This window comes from Aureimonas ureilytica DSM 18598 = NBRC 106430, assembly GCF_000382705.1.
Lineage (GTDB): Bacteria > Pseudomonadota > Alphaproteobacteria > Rhizobiales > Rhizobiaceae > Aureimonas > Aureimonas ureilytica.
Window position 1 is genome coordinate 16599 of the sequence record NZ_ARQE01000019.1, and the last position, 17983, is coordinate 34581.

The 17983-nt window shown below is 66.2% G+C and carries 20 protein-coding genes, 1 pseudogene and 1 riboswitch; of the genes and pseudogenes, 11 read left to right on the forward strand and 10 right to left on the reverse strand.

The annotated features are described in order from the left end of the window. Positions 1-5 precede the first annotated feature (5 nt). Positions 6-767: a ZIP family metal transporter gene (locus B146_RS0122815; RefSeq protein WP_026358871.1), complete on the forward strand. Its 762-nt coding sequence runs from the start codon at positions 6-8 to the stop codon at positions 765-767. 130 nt (positions 768-897) lie between these two features. Here B146_RS0122815 and B146_RS30015 read toward each other — a convergent pair whose 3' ends face one another. Then, on the reverse strand, positions 898-1098 hold the full coding sequence (locus tag B146_RS30015) for a hypothetical protein (RefSeq protein WP_019998803.1): 201 nt from the start codon (positions 1096-1098) through the stop codon (positions 898-900). A 26-nt stretch (positions 1099-1124) separates the two neighbouring features. Here B146_RS30015 and B146_RS30020 point away from each other — a divergent pair. Both B146_RS30020 and B146_RS0122825 read left to right on the forward strand, forming a co-directional pair. Further along, positions 1125-1343: pseudogene (locus B146_RS30020) on the forward strand (ester cyclase); the annotation flags it as partial. A gap of 113 nt (positions 1344-1456) precedes the next feature. After that, on the forward strand, positions 1457-2344 hold the full coding sequence (locus B146_RS0122825; RefSeq protein ID WP_019998805.1) for an alpha/beta fold hydrolase: 888 nt from the start codon (positions 1457-1459) through the stop codon (positions 2342-2344). Between the two features lie 137 nt (positions 2345-2481). Here B146_RS0122825 and crcB read toward each other — a convergent pair whose 3' ends face one another. Continuing rightward, complete coding sequence (crcB, locus tag B146_RS0122830; RefSeq protein ID WP_019998806.1) at positions 2482-2913, reverse strand: fluoride efflux transporter CrcB; 432 nt, start codon at positions 2911-2913, stop codon at positions 2482-2484. A 58-nt stretch (positions 2914-2971) separates the two neighbouring features. After that, positions 2972-3035: riboswitch (Fluoride riboswitch) on the reverse strand. A 90-nt stretch (positions 3036-3125) separates the two neighbouring features. After that, the gene (locus B146_RS0122835; protein WP_019998807.1) at positions 3126-3929 is read right to left on the reverse strand and encodes a substrate-binding domain-containing protein; all 804 of its coding nucleotides are present in this window, start codon (positions 3927-3929) and stop codon (positions 3126-3128) included. Between the two features lie 188 nt (positions 3930-4117). On the opposite strand from B146_RS0122835, the gene B146_RS0122840 reads away from it, so the two are divergent. Genes B146_RS0122840 through B146_RS27215 form a run of 5 tightly spaced genes read left to right on the forward strand, consistent with a single transcriptional unit; the run spans position 4118 to position 7429 of the window. Continuing rightward, on the forward strand, positions 4118-4534 hold the full coding sequence (locus tag B146_RS0122840; RefSeq protein ID WP_019998808.1) for a nuclear transport factor 2 family protein: 417 nt from the start codon (positions 4118-4120) through the stop codon (positions 4532-4534). 7 nt (positions 4535-4541) lie between these two features. Beyond that, positions 4542-5057, forward strand: a complete 516-nt coding sequence (locus tag B146_RS0122845; RefSeq protein ID WP_019998809.1) for an RNA polymerase sigma factor — start codon at positions 4542-4544, stop codon at positions 5055-5057. After that, positions 5054-5866: an anti-sigma factor family protein gene (locus B146_RS0122850; RefSeq protein ID WP_019998810.1), complete on the forward strand. Its 813-nt coding sequence runs from the start codon at positions 5054-5056 to the stop codon at positions 5864-5866. The genes B146_RS0122845 and B146_RS0122850 overlap by 4 nt, the downstream gene beginning before the upstream one ends. 10 nt (positions 5867-5876) lie before the next feature. Next, positions 5877-6776 carry a LysR family transcriptional regulator gene (locus B146_RS0122855; protein WP_019998811.1) on the forward strand — a complete coding sequence of 300 codons (900 nt, stop codon included), beginning with the start codon at positions 5877-5879 and terminating at the stop codon, positions 6774-6776. Continuing rightward, entirely contained in the window at positions 6773-7429 is a 657-nt protein-coding gene (locus tag B146_RS27215; RefSeq protein WP_019998812.1) for a uracil-DNA glycosylase, read from the forward strand. Before B146_RS0122855 ends, B146_RS27215 begins: the two co-directional genes overlap by 4 nt. Positions 7430-7442: 13 nt before the next feature. Here B146_RS27215 and B146_RS0122865 read toward each other — a convergent pair whose 3' ends face one another. Next, positions 7443-8102, reverse strand: a complete 660-nt coding sequence (locus tag B146_RS0122865; RefSeq protein ID WP_019998813.1) for a thioredoxin domain-containing protein — start codon at positions 8100-8102, stop codon at positions 7443-7445. Between the two features lie 140 nt (positions 8103-8242). Next, on the reverse strand, positions 8243-9394 hold the full coding sequence (locus tag B146_RS0122870) for a TDT family transporter (protein ID WP_019998814.1): 1152 nt from the start codon (positions 9392-9394) through the stop codon (positions 8243-8245). Positions 9395-9753: 359 nt separating this feature from the next. Here B146_RS0122870 and B146_RS0122875 point away from each other — a divergent pair, with 359 nt between their 5' ends. Then, a complete protein-coding gene (locus B146_RS0122875; RefSeq protein ID WP_019998815.1) occupies positions 9754-10344 on the forward strand; it encodes a HupE/UreJ family protein in 591 nt (196 codons plus the stop codon). Between the two features lie 474 nt (positions 10345-10818). Here the strand turns inward: B146_RS0122875 and B146_RS0122885 are convergent, their stop codons facing one another. Together B146_RS0122885 and B146_RS0122890 are read right to left on the reverse strand one after the other, a co-directional pair. Further along, a complete protein-coding gene (locus B146_RS0122885) occupies positions 10819-11499 on the reverse strand; it encodes a class I SAM-dependent methyltransferase (protein WP_019998816.1) in 681 nt (226 codons plus the stop codon). Beyond that, positions 11496-12401, reverse strand: coding sequence for an NAD(P)/FAD-dependent oxidoreductase (locus tag B146_RS0122890; protein ID WP_026358872.1), 906 nt, complete (start codon positions 12399-12401; stop codon positions 11496-11498). Before B146_RS0122890 ends, B146_RS0122885 begins: the two co-directional genes overlap by 4 nt. A gap of 130 nt (positions 12402-12531) precedes the next feature. Here B146_RS0122890 and B146_RS27220 point away from each other — a divergent pair, with 130 nt between their 5' ends. After that, positions 12532-12990 (forward strand): Rrf2 family transcriptional regulator, encoded by a 459-nt coding sequence (locus B146_RS27220; RefSeq protein WP_019998818.1) that lies wholly within the window; start codon positions 12532-12534, stop codon positions 12988-12990. A 202-nt stretch (positions 12991-13192) separates the two neighbouring features. Here the strand turns inward: B146_RS27220 and B146_RS0122900 are convergent, their stop codons facing one another. The 3 genes from B146_RS0122900 to B146_RS0122910 form a co-directional block, all read right to left on the reverse strand. Beyond that, positions 13193-14128: a hypothetical protein gene (locus B146_RS0122900; protein ID WP_019998819.1), complete on the reverse strand. Its 936-nt coding sequence runs from the start codon at positions 14126-14128 to the stop codon at positions 13193-13195. A 377-nt stretch (positions 14129-14505) separates the two neighbouring features. Beyond that, complete coding sequence (locus B146_RS0122905) at positions 14506-15687, reverse strand: IS91 family transposase (protein WP_155897682.1); 1182 nt, start codon at positions 15685-15687, stop codon at positions 14506-14508. A gap of 1 nt (position 15688) precedes the next feature. After that, the gene (locus B146_RS0122910) at positions 15689-16597 is read right to left on the reverse strand and encodes a tyrosine-type recombinase/integrase (RefSeq protein WP_019998821.1); all 909 of its coding nucleotides are present in this window, start codon (positions 16595-16597) and stop codon (positions 15689-15691) included. 481 nt (positions 16598-17078) lie between these two features. On the opposite strand from B146_RS0122910, the gene B146_RS0122915 reads away from it, so the two are divergent. Next, positions 17079-17983: sugar phosphate isomerase/epimerase family protein (locus tag B146_RS0122915; RefSeq protein ID WP_019998822.1), on the forward strand; the 905-nt coding region annotated here is incomplete at its 3' end.

The window sequence follows — 17983 nt, forward strand, 5'->3', positions numbered from 1 at the left end:
CTGCCATGCCTATGTTCGTTCAAGCGGGTCTCTGGGGGTTGCTGGGTGGCTCTGCGCTCGTTCTGGGTGCGGCGATTGCCTACACCTTGTCGCTGCCTGCCCGGCTCGTCGCGGCCATCATGGCGATCGGATCGGGCGTCCTGATCTCGGCCGTTGCGTTCGAACTCATGGACGAAGCCTACCGTCAGGGCGGCTTCGATTCCTCCGCCACCGGTTTCGTCGGTGGCGCGGTGATCTACACGCTCGCCAACATCGCAATCTCACGTCGCGGCGCAAGGCACCGCAAGCGATCCGGCTCCAACTCCCATGAGAGCCAGCAACACAGTTCGGAAGGAGCGGGGCTCGCGATCGCCGTCGGGGCCTTGCTCGACGGAATCCCGGAATCCGTCGTCATCGGCGCCAGCCTCCTCGGCGGCAATTCCGTCAGCCTCGTCACGGTAACAGCGGTGTTCCTCTCGAATGTGCCGGAGGGCTTGTCGAGCGCGGCGGGCATGCGCAAGGCCGGTCGGTCCGCTGGCTACATCTTCGGTGTCTGGGGCGGCATCGCCGTCGCATCGGGGCTTGCGGCGCTGATCGGCAATTTCGCGCTGGCCGGGGCCGATCCCGACATACTCGCGCTGACAAACGCGATCGCCGCCGGCGCCATTCTCTCCATGATCGTCGACACGATGATCCCGGAAGCCTTCGAGGATACGCACGAATACGCCGGTCTGATCACGGTGCTCGGCTTCCTGGCAGCCTTCGTCCTGTCCAAACTCGGCGGCTGACAGACTGAGCATGGTGAGCGCCGTTTCGAACGATATGGAGCAAACGAACTCGCAACAAACGGGCGGCCAGAAGCGATCGAAACGATCTTGGATCAGCAACGTTGGGCTCCGACCGAAAACCGAACCGACATCATCTTCGACACAAGGGATCGATGTGGCAGAACTTGAGGCCAACTAGGCGCTGGCGCGCAGTTACTTCACCGCCTTTCGCGAGCGTGACCAAGCCTGGTGGCAGCAGTTCATCGCGGCGGACTTCGTGCGCCACGATCCCGGCCTCGACTTCGAGGTGCACGGTCCCGAAGGCGTCGCAAAGCTTGGCGAAGTCATGCACGGCCCCTTTTTTTCGACGTCGAGCTACCGATCGACGAGGTGATCGCGGAAGGCGACTGTGTGTTGGTGCGCTTGCGCCAGAAAGGTCGCCATACCGGCGACTTTCAGGGCACGCCTCCGACAGGGCGAGCGATCGACATTGGAGTGATGGATTACTTCCGCATAGCCGACGGGCGCATCGCCGAACACTGGGCTCTGATGGACAACCTGACCCTGTTGAAGCAGATCGGCGCGGTCGACGCCTGACTGTTATCCGCAGGCCGCCACGATGTGCGCAGGCGGCTGGCGAACTCCAAACGCTACGAGGGATCGAGGGGCAGTCTGGTGGGTTGGAAAGGACGAACCTTAAGGAGAATCCGATGACCCAACTCACAACGCTTCTGGAGCCCGGCTGGCGCGAAACGAAGCGCGCGATCGGTGGTCTGTCGCTCCATGTCGTCGAGGCGGGCGAGGTGGGCCGACCGCTGATAATCCTGCTTCACGGCTTCCCCGAATTCTGGTGGGCGTGGCGCCACCAGATTACGCCGCTGGCAGAGGCGGGCTATCATGTAGTTGTTCCGGATATGCGCGGCTACAACAAGAGCGACGCCCCGCAAGAGGTTTCGGCCTATCATATCGACCGGTTGGCACGGGACGTTGTCGAACTCGCGGACGCTTTTGGAGCGGAGCGGTTCCACCTCGTAGGGCACGACTGGGGTGCCGTGATCGGGTGGTGGGTGGCTGCAAGCTTTCCCGAGCGTCTCGAACGGGTGGTCCTCATGGACGGACCTCACCCAGATGTTTGGGCGCGGCAGGCCCTTCGCCATTCGACGCAGGCGTTGCGCAGCACCTATGTTGCCTTTTTCCAGCTTCCCTTCGTTCCCGAGGCGAGCCTCGGCAGCTTCGACTTCAAGGGCCTAAGGACGATGCTGGAAGGCAGCGCCCATCCCGGCACAATCGAGACTAGAACACTAGATCACTATGTAGAGGCATGGTCGCATTCTGGCTCGCTGACGGGTATGCTGAACTACTACAGGGCGCTGCGCGAGCGACCCACCAGCGGCGAGCCGGCACGTGTGGCACCCGCGACCCTTATTCTTTGGGCGGGCGACGATTCGTTTCTGGAACGCCACGTGGCGAAGGCTGGGCTTGCCTTGTGCGACGACGGGCTGCTGGAGTTCGTCGACGGAGCCAGCCACTGGCTACACATTGAGAAGCCCGATCTAGTCAACCAGCGAATTATTTCCTTCTTTGACGAGGGGCGCTGACCGTTTTGGGCCATAGCGGACCGGCAGCTTTCGAGCCAATCGCGAGGAAAGCCGCCATTCTGCAAACGACCCGTCGAAGACATTCACCACCTATTCGAAATTCCTCAGAAGCGGACATCGCCAACTGACCCTTCGAGCTATGCCTCCTCCTCGATGTCGATCTGCGCGATGCGCTGGGCGCTGTCGTTGAAGCGGGACGCCACGAGGTGACCGAGGGCGACGGCCGCCACGCACAGGACCACCGACAGGGCGACGTTCAGCATGGCGCGTGGCACGGCGTCTGCCCGCAGGAGATCGAGCGTCTGAAGGCTGAACGAGGAGAAGGTCGTGAAGCCGCCGCAGATCCCGATCATCACGAAGAGACGCAGGTTCTCCGAGGCCGGGAAGCGACCAGAGGCAAGGGTGAGTGTCCCGAACAGGCCGATCGCGAACGAGCCCGCGATGTTGATGAGGATCGTGCCCCATGGCAGGTCGCGGCTGATCGGCAGGGCAAGAACCGAGATGGCATAGCGTAGGAACGTGCCGAGAGCGCCGCCCAGCATGACGATGGCGCAACTGTTGAAGGACATGCGGGTCTCCTATCGACGTGGGTTCGCATCCTCGGAAAGGATCCGAGAATGCGCCGTGGTTTCGATAGGAGTCATCAGCCCGACGCGGGCGGTTGCGGGGGAACCCCATCCCCGTCGTGGTCAGACGCTAACGCCCTTTTCGCAGGTTGGGAAGGCACCGTTCCGTTCGCCGACGCCGTTCACGACGCGACCGATCCGAGCGGCGCTCTGCCTCACCGCTCCCAGCCCTCCGTGCGCATCAGGGCCTGCGCTTCCGGCGTGATCAGGAAGTCGGCGAACTCGCGTGCCTGCGGATCGGCGTCCGGGGCGACCGCGAGGTTCAGGTCGCGCCAGATCCGGCGGTCCGCCTCGATCGGCACGGCTTCGAGAACGTCGCTCTTCGTCACCGTCCAGTCCGGCCAAGTGATCCAGGCGTCGGCATCGAGATCGCCGAACGCCTTGAAGCTGGCGCCCGAGCCGGTGGAGAAGCTGACGATGTTGCGGCGTAAGCGCTCGACGTCCGACAACCTGCCGAGGCGGCCCGCCACGTCCTCCCAGGTTCCCGTGCCCGACGTGTTGGCAACGCCCGACCCTTCCGTGACGACGATCCGCATGCCGTCCTTCAGAAGGTCCTCGAAGCCCTGGATCCCCTTCGGGTTGCCCTTCTTGACCGCGATCACGGTGGGGCGGACGTAGATCGGCTCGACCTCAGTCGAGGAGAAGGTCTTGTAGGTCTGGAGGAAGGCCGTCATCGACTGCTCGGACGTGCCCCAGATGATGTCGGCATCACCCTGCGCCTTCTTCGACCAGGTGCCCTCCGGTCCCGCGGTGATCTCGACCTTGTTCCCGGTCTGCCGCATCCAGAGGTCGGCGACCTTCTTGAACGCGGTGTGGGGGCCACCGGCGCCGTATAGACGCACGACACCGTCCCTCGGCTCGTGCCGGATGGCAGGATCGAACAGCACGGTGTCCTGCGCCTGCACGGTGGCGCAGGCGAGGAGAAGGGCGGCGCTGGCAAGGATCGGGAGGCGAGGCATCGGAACTCCTGGCGGTTCATATCGATCGGTCGGGGCCCTTGTCTCGGGCCGGCTTGCGGGGAAAGACGCCGCGCTTCGCCGTTTATTCCGTCCGGGACAGCGAAATTTTTGCGGAGCCATCGGGAATAAGAGATCGTCGTCGGCGTCTCGGCGTGGTCAGAACCCTTCAAGGCCGAGGACGAACAATCATGAAGACCCTTCTCACCGCCGCAGCCATCGCCGCATTCACTACAACCATCGCCCACGCCGGCCCCGCCGCCGACATGGCGCAGGCCCGCATCGCCTCGATCGCCAAGGGGGACACCGCAGCCGTCGCCGGGGCCTACAGCGATGGCGCCGTCCTTCATTGGGTGGGCGGCCCGCTCGACGGCACCTACGAGGGCGCGGAGATCAAGGCCGTCTGGGAGAAGTTCGCAAAGGCCCAGCCGAACCTGACCGCGAACGTGATGGACGTCTCGGAGGCGATGAACCCGAAGGGCGCGACGGTCACCGCCAACGTCGTGTTCGCGGGTAAGGACAAGATCCCGGTGCGCTACGTCATGCTGTTCCGCGAGGGCAAGCTGACCGACGAGATCTGGCAGGTCGACCCGGCGCTCGCGAAGTAAGCGCGACATGAGCGAAGACGAGATCGCACGGCTGGTGGAACCCCTGATCCCGGGGCTGAGGCGCTATGCCTATGCTTTGGTGCGGGACAGGGCTGCCGCCGACGATCTCGTCCAGGACTGCTTGGAGCGGGCCGTCGGGCGTTGGCACCTGCGCCGCTCCGACGGCGACCTGCGCGCTTGGCTCTATGCCATCCTGCGCAACCTCCACCTGTCGGCTCTGCGCCAACGCCGCCGGCGCGGAGAGCACGTCGGGCTCGACGACATGACCGCGCCGCCTGGCGTCGATGGCGGTCAGATGGAGCGGGCCGAGTTCCGCGATGTTCTGAGCGGCCTGGAGGCTTTGAGCGAGGAACACCGCACGGTGCTCCTTCTCGTCGGCGTCGAGGACCTGAGCTACGAGGAGACCGCCAAGGTCATGGGTCTGCCGATCGGAACCGTGATGTCGAGACTGTCGCGTGCCCGGCAGCGCTTGCGCTCCTATCTCGACCATGGCGCGAGGCCGAACCTCAGGAGGGTCAAATGAACCGTATCGACCTTCCCGTCGGCGAGGACGATCTCCAGGCCTATCTCGACGGACGCCTCGCCCGCGACCGCCTCGAAGCGGTGCGGCGCTACCTGGAGAAGCACCCTGCCATTGCGGGCGACCTGGAGCGGGACCGAATGCTGCTCGGCGAGTTGCGCGATCGTCTCGGCTGCAAGGCCGCGGAGCCCATTCCAGCCCGTCTTCGCATCTCCAGCATCCGTGCCGGTGTGCGACGCCGGCGTTGGTCGAACGTGCGGTCGGTTGCCGCCGTCTGCGCTTGGATCGCCGTCGGCGGACTAGGGGGGTGGATGGCGAACGGCCTCCTGGTGACGCCAGATCCTGCCCCCGTCCATATTGCTCGCATGGCGGAGGACGCGATCTCGGCCTACCGCACCTTCGTGGTGGAAGTGGTCCACCCCGTCGAGGTGCGGGCGGACGAGGAAGCTCATCTGGTGGGCTGGCTGTCGAAGCGGCTGCGCACGCAGATCACCGCTCCGGACCTCACCCCGCTCGGCTACCGCCTGATGGGAGGCCGCCTCCTGCCGGGTGGTTCCGGTCCGGCCGCCATGCTGATGTACGACGACGACGCAGGGTCGCGACTGACCCTATACGTCAAGACGGACGAGACCGAGGAGACGTCCTTCCAGTTCCTGGAGGAGGACGGCGTCTCGGCCTTCCTGTGGCGCGACCGAGGCCTCGGCTACGTGGTGACGGCAGGAACGTCCCGCGAGGCGTTGATGCCGGTCGCCCGGCTCGTCTACGACGAACTGGAGCGACAACCGGAGCCCAAGCCCGCGAACCAACTCTAAGGGACGACCCTTGACGCTCGACCAGCTCCGCATCTTCGTCGCGATCGCCGAACGGAGCCACGTGACCGAGGCTGCAAGGGCCTTGAACCTCACGCAGTCGGCCACGAGTTCGGCGCTTGCCGCGCTGGAGACCCGGCACGGCGTCCGGCTCTTCGACCGGGTCGGGCGTGGCATCGAACTGACCGAGGCCGGACGGCTGTTCCTCCCCGAGGCCCGCGCCGTCCTGGCACGGGCGGCGGAGGCGGCGTGCGCGCTCGACGATCTGACGAACCTGCGACGTGGCCATGTCGCTCTGGTGGCCAGCCAGACGGTCGCCAACCACTGGCTTCCCTCGCACATGCGACGCTTCCGGGAACGCCATCCCGGCGTCATCCTGTCGTTGCGCATCGCCAATACGCGGCAGGCCGGCGAGGCGGTGGCCGCGGGAGACGTCGATCTCGGCTTCGTCGAGGACGAGTTGGGCGATCCCCGTCTGCGCTTGACCCGCGTCGCACACGACCGACTCATTCTCGTCGCCTCCTCCGATCATGGTTCGACCGAGGCAGGCCTTCAATGCGTCTCCGACCTGGCGCGGGCGACCTGGATCATGCGTGAGCCCGGTTCCGGCACACGCAACATTCTGGAGGACGCGCTGCGGGTCGAGGGCATCGATCCCACCACCTTGACGGTCGATCTGGAGCTTCCGTCCAACGAGGCCGTACGAGCGGCCATCGAAGTCGGCGGCGTCGTGGGCGTCCTGCCGCTGGCGGTGGCCCAGCCGGGACTTGCATCCGGCACACTGGTCGAGATCGGCTTTCCCCTTCCGTCGCGCGGCTTCCATGCGGTCGTGATGAAGGAGCGAAGCCTCGGCCGAGCAGCGTCTGCGTTCCTGCACGAGGTTCACGACAGCGATCCGGGCCCGAGCGCGTGACAAGCGAACCCGGGGCGCGGCTCGATGACCTCGTCCTGCATCTCGCCGCGCTGGCGGGAACGCCGACGCTGTTCAACCCCTACGCCGATACGGACCCCACGGTTGACGGTTCGGATGCACCCGCGATCCGACGCGGCAACCTCGGTCGCTATCTCCGAGCCTTCATGGACCGAGACGAGATCGACCTCTGGCTGGGTGAAGCGCCTTCGAGGTTCGGGGCCCGCCGCACCGGCGTGCCCTTCTCGGGCGAAGGTTACTTGGCCGACCTCTCCTCACGCCTTGCCATCGCACCGTTTGGGATCGCGACGGACGAAGCTCTCGCCACACGGCCGTCAAGCACGTCGCGACAAATCTGGAGCGCGCTGCCAGCCCGGTTACCCCTGTTCTGGAACGCCGTCATGCATCATCCGCACCGGGTCGGAACCCCGTTGCGCAACCGAACGCCGACGCGGTCCGAGATTACCCGTCACCGCGAGGCACTGACGCTCCTCATCGCAGCGATCCGGCCACGGCGCATCCTCGCGATCGGGCGTGTGGCGGAGGGCGCGGCTGCTGGGTACGACGTGCCGATCACCTACGTCCGCCATCCCGCTCAAGGCGGCGCCGCTCAGTTCCGCGCCGGGGTCGCCGAGTTCGGTCGGGACGCATCGTGAGGGCGGTGGCCGCTCATGTCTGCGCGTCCACCAGGGCGCCAAGATCGGCGGCGGCGACCATGCCGACCTGACGCTGGCCGCCGATGAAGAAGGTCGGCGTCCCGCTGACCCCGAACTCGCGATGCCCACGCTCTTGGACCGCAACGACCTGAGCCTGTAGCGCCTTGTTCGACAAGCAGGCAGCGAAAGCGTCGCGGTCCATGCCTGCGAGTTGGGCGATGCCGAGAAGTGCTGCGGAGGCGTTCTCCGCCCGAGCCCACATCTTCTGCTGGCTGAACAGGACGTCGATCATCGCGAGCGTCGCCTCGCCGTTCAGGCATCGAGCCAGCATGAACCCGGCGAGCGAACGCGGGTCGAGTGGAAACTCGCGCAGCACCAGACGGGCGCGGCCAGTGTCGATGTGGGATCGATTGAACTCAGGCAGAACGCCGACGTGGAACTCGGCGCAGAAGCCGCACGTCAGCGACGTGTACTCGACCACCGTCACCGGAGCGCTGGGGTCGCCATAGGCAAGCTCCGGCAAGTCTCCTGAGGCCTGCACCGCCGCAGAGTCGACCGGACTTTCGTCGTTGGCCAGGACGGAACCAGGTAGAACCGCTCCCAACCCGGCAAGGGCGGATCCGATGAGAAGGCGGCGTCGGTCGGGATGCGACGGGCTGTGCGATAGGGTCATGCGGGGGCCTTGCGTGTTGGGGAGCGTCGACCGAGAGGGGTGTGTACCCAGCCTCTCGGGACGATGACGCTCGTCGGCATCGCGGTATTCCCGTCCGTACCGGCGAATGGCGATCACGACGGCGTCAACCCGCCGACGGATCAGTTGGTCTTGAGGCAGGGAGCGACGAAGAGATCGCCGCGCCAGGCGCCGCGAACCGTCCGTACCGCCACGATCAGCCAAACCACGGCGAGGAGCGCGACCAGCGCCACGCCGAAACCGTGGATCGCGGCGATCGGCAGGATCGTACCCAGCTTCAGCGTCGTCACCGCGTAGACGCCGATCGGGAAGGTATAGCCCCACCAGCCGAGATTGAACGGGAGGCCTTCCCTGACGTAGCGGACCGTGACCAGCGTCGCGATGGCGAGCCACCAAAGACCGTAGCCCCACAGAAGCAAGCCACCGAGGAGGCCGACGCCTTCCATCGTTGCCCCGAAGCGTTCCAGTCCGTTGGCAGCGAGGATCGCCGGGGCCGCCCCGCCCAGCGTCATCAGGCCGAGCGCACCGGTGCCGATGGGCCCGAGCGCCAGCCAGCTCGACGAGGCCATGGAGGCGTGCGGCAGCTTGTGGACGGCGAGCCTGAGGACGAGCACGACGAGGACGCTCATCGCGATCGGCACGGACAGAGCCCAAAGCGCGTAGGACAGCGTCAGGACGAGGAGCTGGCTCTGCGGGTCGGCCAAGTGAGGTGCCAGCAGACCGCCCGACACGGCGGCAACCTCGGCCGCCACCATTGGCAGGAGCCAGACCGCGGTCATTTGGTCGATCGAGTGGCTTTGGCGCGTGAACATCATGTAGGGGATCGCAATCCCGCAGGCCGCGGCCATCGCGACGTCGATCCACCACAGCGTCTCGGCAACGCCGATCGCGGCGGGTCCGAAGCGCGGCAACCCGAACAGGAGGAAGCCGTTGATGATGGTGGCGAGCCCCATCGGGATGCAGCCAAAGAACATCGACACGACGGAATGGCCGAAGATGCGCTTGGCACCGTCGAAGAAGAAGATCCAGCGAGCGGCGTAGAGCCCGGTGAACAGGACGAAGAGCGCCATGTTCAGCACCCACAGGCCTTCCCCGACCGCATGGAGGACCGGGACCGTCGTTCCGAACTGGGCGAGCGCGATGGCCAGGATGCCCGTGCCCATCGTGGCGGCGAACCAGTTCGGGGTGAACTGGCGCACCACCTCGCGCGGACTGTCGAGGCGCGACAGGGGATGAAGGCCAAGCGAGACGGCGCGCATCTGTTCGAAGGTCATGGGCGGCAAGCCTTTCCGGTTGCCGGAAAAGATGCTCCCAGGGAGAGCGGCGATCCAACGCGAAGTTCCGGTTGAACCGATCGGTGGCCCGGATGGATCGGTTGCCGATCGGAGGCGAAGGCGAGGCATCAAAGCGTAGTGCTCTGGTCATGGGGACATCACGACGGAGCGCCCGGTCGAGCCGTTCCGGCCCCGTTGCCCTCACGCCGCCGTGATGGCAAGGATGCGGCACGCGAACGGTGCGCGGCCCGGACGAAGGCCGGAACGGGAAGTCGTCGACGAACTGACGCCGCAGCCTGAGACCCGCCGTCCGCGCGACCGATTCCCTCGGGACGATCCGTCCCCCACAGGAGCCCACCATGCGCAGAGCGCTTCCCCTTGCCCTTGCGGCCGCCCTCCTACCGACCGCCGCCTTCGCCCATACCGGGGTCGGCGACACGGCCGGCTTCCTGCACGGCTTCGAGCACCCGATCGGCGGTCTCGACCACATCCTCGCGATGGTCGCGGTCGGCGTGTTCGCCTACGTCCTCGGCGGCCGCGCGCTCTGGCTCGTCCCGGCAGCCTTCGTCGGCGTGATGGTCGTCGGCTTCGCGCTCGGGGTAGCCCAGGTCGACGTGCCGTTCGTCGAGCTTGGCATCGCCCTCTCCAGCGTCGTGATCGGCGGGGCCGCCGCCCTCGGCCGGCCGATGCCCGTCGGCGTCGCCATGGCGCTGGTCGGGGTGTTCGCCGTCTTCCACGGCCACGCCCACGGGGCCGAGATGCCCGAGACGGCCGGCGGTCTGACCTACGCCGCCGGGTTCATCGCGGCGACCGCCCTCCTGCACACCGCAGGCATCGCGCTGGCGTTCGGGGCCGCCACGCTGATCGGTCGCTACGGGCGGACCGTCGCCCGCGCCGCAGGTGCCGTCTTCGCGCTGGGCGGCGTCGGCGTCCTCGCTGGCTGGCTCTGATCGCCGGACATGGCACCGGGCGGTAAACTCGCCCGATGCTTGGCCTTCATGTCTCGAGGAAGGCCAAACCACTCCAGCGCGCAAGCTCTTCGCGGACGAACGCCGCGCCCGTGCTCAATGCCGTCAAATGACTCGTGCCGCGTCGCGAGACACGGGCGCCATCCCACAGTTCGCGTTGGGAACGAGCTTGTCGGCGTCCATGAACCGGAGGGCCATGCGCAGGGTCAACGCGTCGTGTGCCCCTATCGCCAATGTCAGCTTATCTCAGGTGGCGCTCCGAAGCGGACCGGCAGGAAACCACCCTCCCCTGCCTTCTGATCGGTTTCAGTTTCGGGCCGGAAGCAGACGAACCGCTGCTGGACACAACGATCGGAAAGCTGCCCTTCCGAAAACGACCCATGGTTACCCTTCGCAACCGATTAAGCGCGTCCCGAAAGCGGACCTTTCAAACCTCCGATGTCGAAGGGACTACATTCACGCTGTCGCGACGAAGCCGCGGAACGAAAATGCGGCATAGAACAGTTGGACGTCGCGGAAGTCTGCCTCGCGCAGCATGGCTTCCTCCTGTTCGGGAGCCACAAGCGGCAGGCGCTCGACCATCATACGGGCCGTCTGTTCGCATCTCGACCAGTCCAGTCCGCCCCTGTCGCCGAATGCGACCGAGCGCGTCATCCAACGCTGCGACGCAGTGCCCAGCGACGAATGACCCGCCACCGCCAAACGGGCGCCGTGCTTCAGGCGTGCACGGATCTCGCACAGCGTGCGTTGCCGCTCGTCATGCCCGACGTGATGCAGCGTCAGCAGGCTGACGGCACCGTCGAAGGGGCCCGTCGGCGCCTGATCGACGGTCCCCTCGATCAACGTCACGCGGCCCACGACCGATGACAGTGTCGCACGCGCGAGATCGAGCATCGCCCCGGACGGGTCGATTCCGGTGAAGCGCCAGCCAGGTTGCGCTTCAGCGAGTGACAGCGTTTCCATGCCGCCTCCCGCCCCCACTACGAGGATCTCGGCATGGGTCGGTGCGGTTTCGGCAAGGAGCAGCATCGCCATGCGGTGAAGGTCGAAAAGACCGGGCACCTTACGTGGTGCCTCCTCGCAGTAGGCGGCAACCCGATCCTTCCTGTGGAAGGGCGAAGCGTGGTCGTGGGTCATGCCGCCACCTTCGGGAACACCAGCGCGCGATGGATGGCCAGCGCGGCCATGACGCCTTCGGCGCAAGCGAAGGTGACGGTGTGGCCCATGCGGGTGACATCGCCCACTGCGAAGACGCCGGGCACGCTGGTCGCCTTCATCTCGTCCACCTTGAGGACCGGCCCCATCGGGCCGGCTTCAGTGGCGCATCCGAGACGCTCCGCCAGGTCGCCGGAGAAGCGATAGCGGGGTCCGATGTAGAGCGCGTCGATCGGGACGGACCGTCCGTCCGCGAGGCGCACGGCGGACAGGAGCGGTCCGTCCCCCTCGAGTCCGACAGCCCGTTCGCGCTCCACTAACACACCCCGCGCCATTAACGCCTCGATCGCGTCTTGCTCAAACGCCTGCCCGTCCGTGAAGAAAGTCGTCGGACCCCATTCGGGGATCAACTGCGCCTGGTGAACCGACAGGGGCGACGAGGCGAGAACACCAAGGTTGCGGTCCGTGAACTCGTAGCCATGGCAATACGGGCAATGGATCACGGAGCGGCCCCAGCGTTCGGCGACGCCCGGGAGGTCGGGCAGGATGTCGGTGATGCCGAAGGCTAGGAGTAGTTGCGGGCCCGTCACCGCTCTGCCGTCGGCAAGATGGACGACGAAGGTGTCACGCTCTTGCACGACATCGACGGCGGCCTCTTCCACGAGTTGGACGCTTGGATAGGCGGCAAGCTGCCTGCGCATCGTGTCCAGCATAGTCGCGGGATCGCTTCCGTCGTGCCCGAACAGAACATGGGAGTGGTCCGTGAAGCGGTTACGCGGCGCATTGGTGTCAAGAACGCAGACGCGGACCCTCGCGCGTCCAAGGTAGGGGGCAGCCGACAGGCCAGCGAAGCTTCCGCCGACGACGATGGCGTCGTATTGCATGATGGGGTCACTCTGTACGATGGACGTCATTTCATGTATCATCGATAGATACGTAAAAGACGCCTAGTCCGTCAACCCGCCTCTCGGTGCTAGGACGGGTCCTCGCACCGAGGCTGAAGAAAGACTCACCATGCAGCGAGACACCCGCCTGTCCGACGTCCTTCATGTGCTCCTGCACATGTCGCAGACGGACGCGCCGCTGACGTCCGAAGTGCTGGCACGCAGCATGGGCACCAACCCGGCCGTGTTCCGGCGCATGATGGCGGGGCTGCGGGAGGCGGGGATCGTCGTTTCCGGCAAAGGGCATGGCGGCGGCTGGCGTTTGGCACGGTCGCTTCGCGAGATCACGCTCCTGGCGGTCTACGAGGCTCTTGGGCGCCCAACGTTGTTCGCGTTCGGCAACCGCAGCCGCCATCCCGAATGTCTGGTCGAGCGGGGCGTCAACGCGGTGTTGGAGACGACGATGACCGATGCGACGGCATTGTTCGTCCGACGCTTCGGAGAGATCACGCTCGACCAGATCGTGCCGGACGCGCCCATGTCACTTGCAGTTCATGCCGCTGCTTCCGAGGCGAAGGCGAGCGTCTGAGCGGACGGCGATACTCGCCCGTCAGCAAATCGGTTGGCGTCAGGGTATTAGGATACCGAAGCCGTTAGACCGGTTTCGACCCGTCTCAGCCGCTGGTGCGCGGATCGGCTACCGCCAGAGCCGACGTTGGCGGACCGCGCTCTAGGATCGGTTGTCTCTACCTTAGGCGCTCAACCGATCTATCGGGGCAGACCATGCAGCCTCACTTCTGGACGACCACCGGCAAGGCGTAGGTCCCATAGGGAACGTCCCTGAGCGACGGGCACGACCTAAGCGCGGCGATGATGGACTGCGCCGTCGCCTCTTGCGCCAGGGTTGATGGCGACTGGGACGATGCAACCTGAACAGACGGTTCGCCGCCTTCAGCCTCAATAACGATCCGAAACATTACGTCGAAGGGCTTCGGTGCGTCCAGAGGTGACGGGATGCAGCGCCGGAAGGCCTTGCCGATCTCGCGCAAGCGCTCCGCCGAAAGTGTCGACGGGCGAGCTGGTGAAGGTGGTCTCCGCGAAGGGGACCGCTCCTCCACACGGTAACGGTCCATCGTCATGCCGAAGCGGGACTGCCGACCGGTGACGACGATCGTGCGTCCCTCCCATTCGCTCGAATGCCCGGACCGCCCAACACCGCACAGCTTGTTATCGAAGAAGAGCGGGTTGACCGCCAGCACCCCCTTGCAAGCTTTACCGAATGCGAACCCAGTGACGGTGAAGGCATGCTCGACTGGCGTCTTGACCGCCAGCAGGTGCTGCACGAACGGAACGCAGAACGTGACGGCGAACCAACCCACGACGAACCCGAGAGCGGGTGAGAAGAGCAGACTGCCAACGAACTGGATCCGTCCGAACGTGCCTTCGTGCAGTCGCTTGTTGGGCTCAACCTTTCGGCTAGCCCAGATCGCCCACGTAAGACCGATGGCGAGAACGCTTCCTGCCACGTAGGCATAGGGTCGGTACAAGTCCTGATCAGTCGCGAAACGCAGGAACTGCAGCGAGCGGAAGGGCTGGAACGCGTACTCGATGATCCAAGCCAGCGTGATCGGCAGGAGGATCGCGGCGGCGACTTGCTGACGGCGGTCGCGGGGCCACCAGAGCGTCTTTCGGATGCTGGACGCGGTCGGGTCTCCTACGTTGCGCATGCCAATCCTATCTGACCCGAGTGTTCGCAAGTGTCAGCTATCAACGAAAGCTGCCAGAAGGCGGACAGTCCGCAAACCTGAAGAGTTTCGGGCGCCGCGAGGTGTACGAAAGTCGCGGAAGAACGAACCTGCGGGACGCCGGTCGGTGGTCTATGGGGTTTTCGCCTGACGGCGGTGCAGGGGCGGGGTGCGCTCGCTTCCGGACGGCAGGCCATGCGGATCGCTGCCCTGCCGTTTGGGATCGGGTGACGGCACCGAGACGGGCGTGGAGCGGCCGCGAGGCTCCCGTCGAACACCTTCTCCCATCATAGTGCCGCACAGGATTGCGCCCGGAAGCACGTGGTTCCGAGCAGGAGGCGGCGCCTTGCCATGCCGGGTCATGGCGATCTCGCCCGGTTCGGTGGCGGGCGCGGCGGCGGTCCACGCGGCTGGCGCCATCGCAGGAGGGTGGCGACGACGCGCATCGCTCCACCGCAGCACGGGCAAGGCGGGCAGATGTCGGGCGGCTCGGGCGTGTCCGGCGCCGCGGTGGCGGGTTCGGGCGCGGTCGGGCCCCCAAGCAGGCTGCGGATGCGATCGAGGCCGGCCTTGCGGTTCGGCCCGGTGAGAAAGCCGTAGTGGCGGATGCGGTGGAAGCCGCGGGGCAGAACGTGGAGGAGGAAGGGGCGGATGAACTCGCCCGCCTCCAGCGTCAGGGTTCGGTGGCGGGCAGCGCCGTGCTGGCGGTAGTCTTTGACGCGGAACGCGACGTGCTTGCCGTCGAAGTCCGTAATGCGCCGCGACGAGATGGCGACGCGGTGGGTGTAGCGCGACAGGTAGGCGAGAACGGCTTCTGGCCCCGCGAAGGGCGGCTTGGCGTAGACGACCCAGCGTTTGCGGCGCACCGGGGCGAGATGGCGGGCAAAGGCGCGTGGATCGGCGAGATGCGCGAGCGCGCCGTGGAAGGCGAGCTTGCCGGAACGGTAGAGGGCAGCGAGGCCTTCGAGGAAGATGCGCCGAAACAGTGCGCCGAGCACGCGCACGGGCAGAAGGAAGGCATGACGCGACGAGATCCAGCTCGTCCTGTCCGGCGACAGGCCGCCGCCGGGCACGATCATGTGGACGTGCGGATGGTGTGTCATGGCCGAGCCCCAGGTGTGGAGGACGGCGGTCAGGCCGATGCGGGCGCCCAGATGCTTGGGGTCGGCGGCGATCCTTGTCATGGTCTCCACCGACGCCCGGAACAGGAGGTCGTAGACGGCCCGCTTGTTCCCGAAGGCGACCGTGCCGATCTCGGCGGGCAGCGTGAAGACGACGTGGAAGTATCCGACCGGCAGGAGGTCGCCCTCGCGCTCGGCCAGCCAGTCGCGGGCCGCCGCGCCCTGGCACCGCGGACAGTGCCGGTTGCGGCAGGAGTTGTAGGCGATCCGCAGATGGCCGCCGAGCGCGGCGGTGCGGCAAGTCTCGATCGCCGACATGACCTTGAGTTCGGCCAGGCTGAGATGTCCGGCACGGCTCGCCCGGAACGCGGGTCCGGCGACGCGCAGGATGTCGGCGACCTCGATCGAGGCGCCCACCAGTTCAACCGGGTGAAGCCTCCTCGCGGGGCATCAGGGCAAGGCGATCGAGTGGGCTGACGACGGCCCGTACCGTGCGCAAGGCGACCTTGGCGTAGAGCGCGGTGGTGTCGAGCTTGGCGTGGCCGAGCAGGATCTGGATGACGCGGATGTCGACGCCGTCTTCCAGAAGGTGCGTCGCGAAGGAATGGCGCAGCGTGTGCGGCCCGACGCGTTTGGGAATGTCGGCTGCCCGCGCAGCCTCCACAACGATGCGGTGAAGCTGGCGCGTCGAGATCGGCTTGGCCCAGCTCTGCCCAGGGAACATCCAGCCCTCGCGATGCAGGATCCCCTGCCGGCGTCCTTCGATCCACCACTCACTCAGGAGGGCGAGAAGATCGGCAGAGAGCATGGTGTTGCGGTCGCGCCCGCCCTTGCCGTGCTCGACGCGCAGCAACATCCGGGTGGTGTCGATGTCGCCGACCTTCAGGCTTGCAACCTCCGCGGCACGCAGCCCCGCCCCGTAAGCGACGGACAGCGCCGCAAGGTGCTTCAGGCAGACGGTGGCGCCGAGCAGGCGACGCACCTCGTCGGGGCTGAGAACATCAGGCAGGCTGCGCGGGTATCGCAGCCGCACCAGCTTGCGGGCGAGATCGGGCCGGTCGATGGTCTGGATGAAGAAGAAGCGCAGCGCCGAGACGATCCCGTTCATCGTCGGCACGCCGAGCCCGGCCTCCTGGAGCGCGATCTGGAAGCGGCGCAGATCCTCCACGCTGGCCGTGTCGGGCGAGCGCCCGAGGAACGAAGCGAGTCGTCCGACGTCGCGCAGGTAGTTGCGCTGCGTCTCGGCCGAGAAGCGGCGCATCGTCATGTCGGCGATCAGACGCTGGCGCAACGGGCTGACCGCCGCAGCGGGAATGAGGGAGATCGTCATGGAAGGCTCCGTCCGGGTGAAGGAGCCGGGATCGTCCGCCCGCAACCGGGCAACGCTCAATCCGCGCAGCGCGCTCGCATCAGTCCGCCGACGACAAAGCCGCCGCCCCTCCCGCGGAAGCGGGTTCGTTCTTCCACCCAGTCGTGCAGCTGGGCGCCAAGAAGGCAGACGCCCGAGAGCGGTCCATCCGCTATCGGGCTCCGGGGGTAGGCACAGCCGACCTAAAGCTGGCATTCTCCCAGCATCAATCGATGCATGACCTCCGACTTTGAGACGTGGCCGCGGGCGTCATCGGTCGGCAACCCAGGCGTCTGCACTGACGCAAAGCGAAGTGGGCTGCATGCCGCTTCTTCTCGGCCACCTCCCAGACGATCTGGCCGACCCGGCCAAAGCAGGGCCCACCTTGGCACGACATTGATGCGCCGCATACTTGACGAATTTACGATTATTTGTAAAGTCATTGCAATCCAGCGGAGCTTCCATGACCCTTTCCCGATTCGCCACCCGCCTCAATTCCTTCGGCTCCGCGCCGCATCTGTTCTGGCCGGACCTCTCGGGTAAGCCGACCTTCATGCAGATGGCCGAGCGTGCCGCGACCGCCAGCGGCCTTACCGATGTCGACCTGAACTTTCCCGACCACGTGACGGACGACGCCACGGCGGTCGGCCGCCGCATCAATGACCTCGGCCTGTCGGTCAACGGCTTGGCCATGCGCTACTACACCAATCCGGCCTTCAAGCTTGGCGCCTTCACGAACCCTGATAAATCCGTGAGGCGTGAGGCCATCGATATGACGAAGCGGGGCGTCGATGCCGCGCGCGCCATGGGCGCCGACCTGATGACGCTCTGGCTCGGCCAGGACGGGTTCGACTACAATTTCCAACTCGACTACGCGCAGGCTTGGGACCTCGAGATCGACGGCATTCGCGAAGTCGCCGAGCATGATCCGGCCTGCCAGATTTCGATCGAGTACAAGCCCGACGAGCCTCGCGCTCACGCCCTGCTGCGCGACTGCNCGACGACGCTCCTCGCNATCCANGACGTCGGCGCGCCCAATCTCGGNGTTACGCTCGANTTNGCNCACGCCCTCTATGCCGGCGAGCAGCCCGCCTACGCTGCGCACCTCATTCACCGCCGCTCCAGGCTCCTCGGCGTCCATCTCAACGACGGNTANGCCAAGCGCGACGACGGGCTGATGGTGGGGGCGGTTCACCTGCGCTCCACGCTGGAACTCCTGCGCCAGATCCGCCGCGACGGCTATCAGGGCGCGCTCTACTTCGACACGTTCCCCGACGCCTCGGGCCTCGATCCGGTGGCGGAGTGCGAGACCAATATCGAGACCGTGCAGCGGCTTCTGGCTGTTGCCGACCGCCTCGACGCCGACAA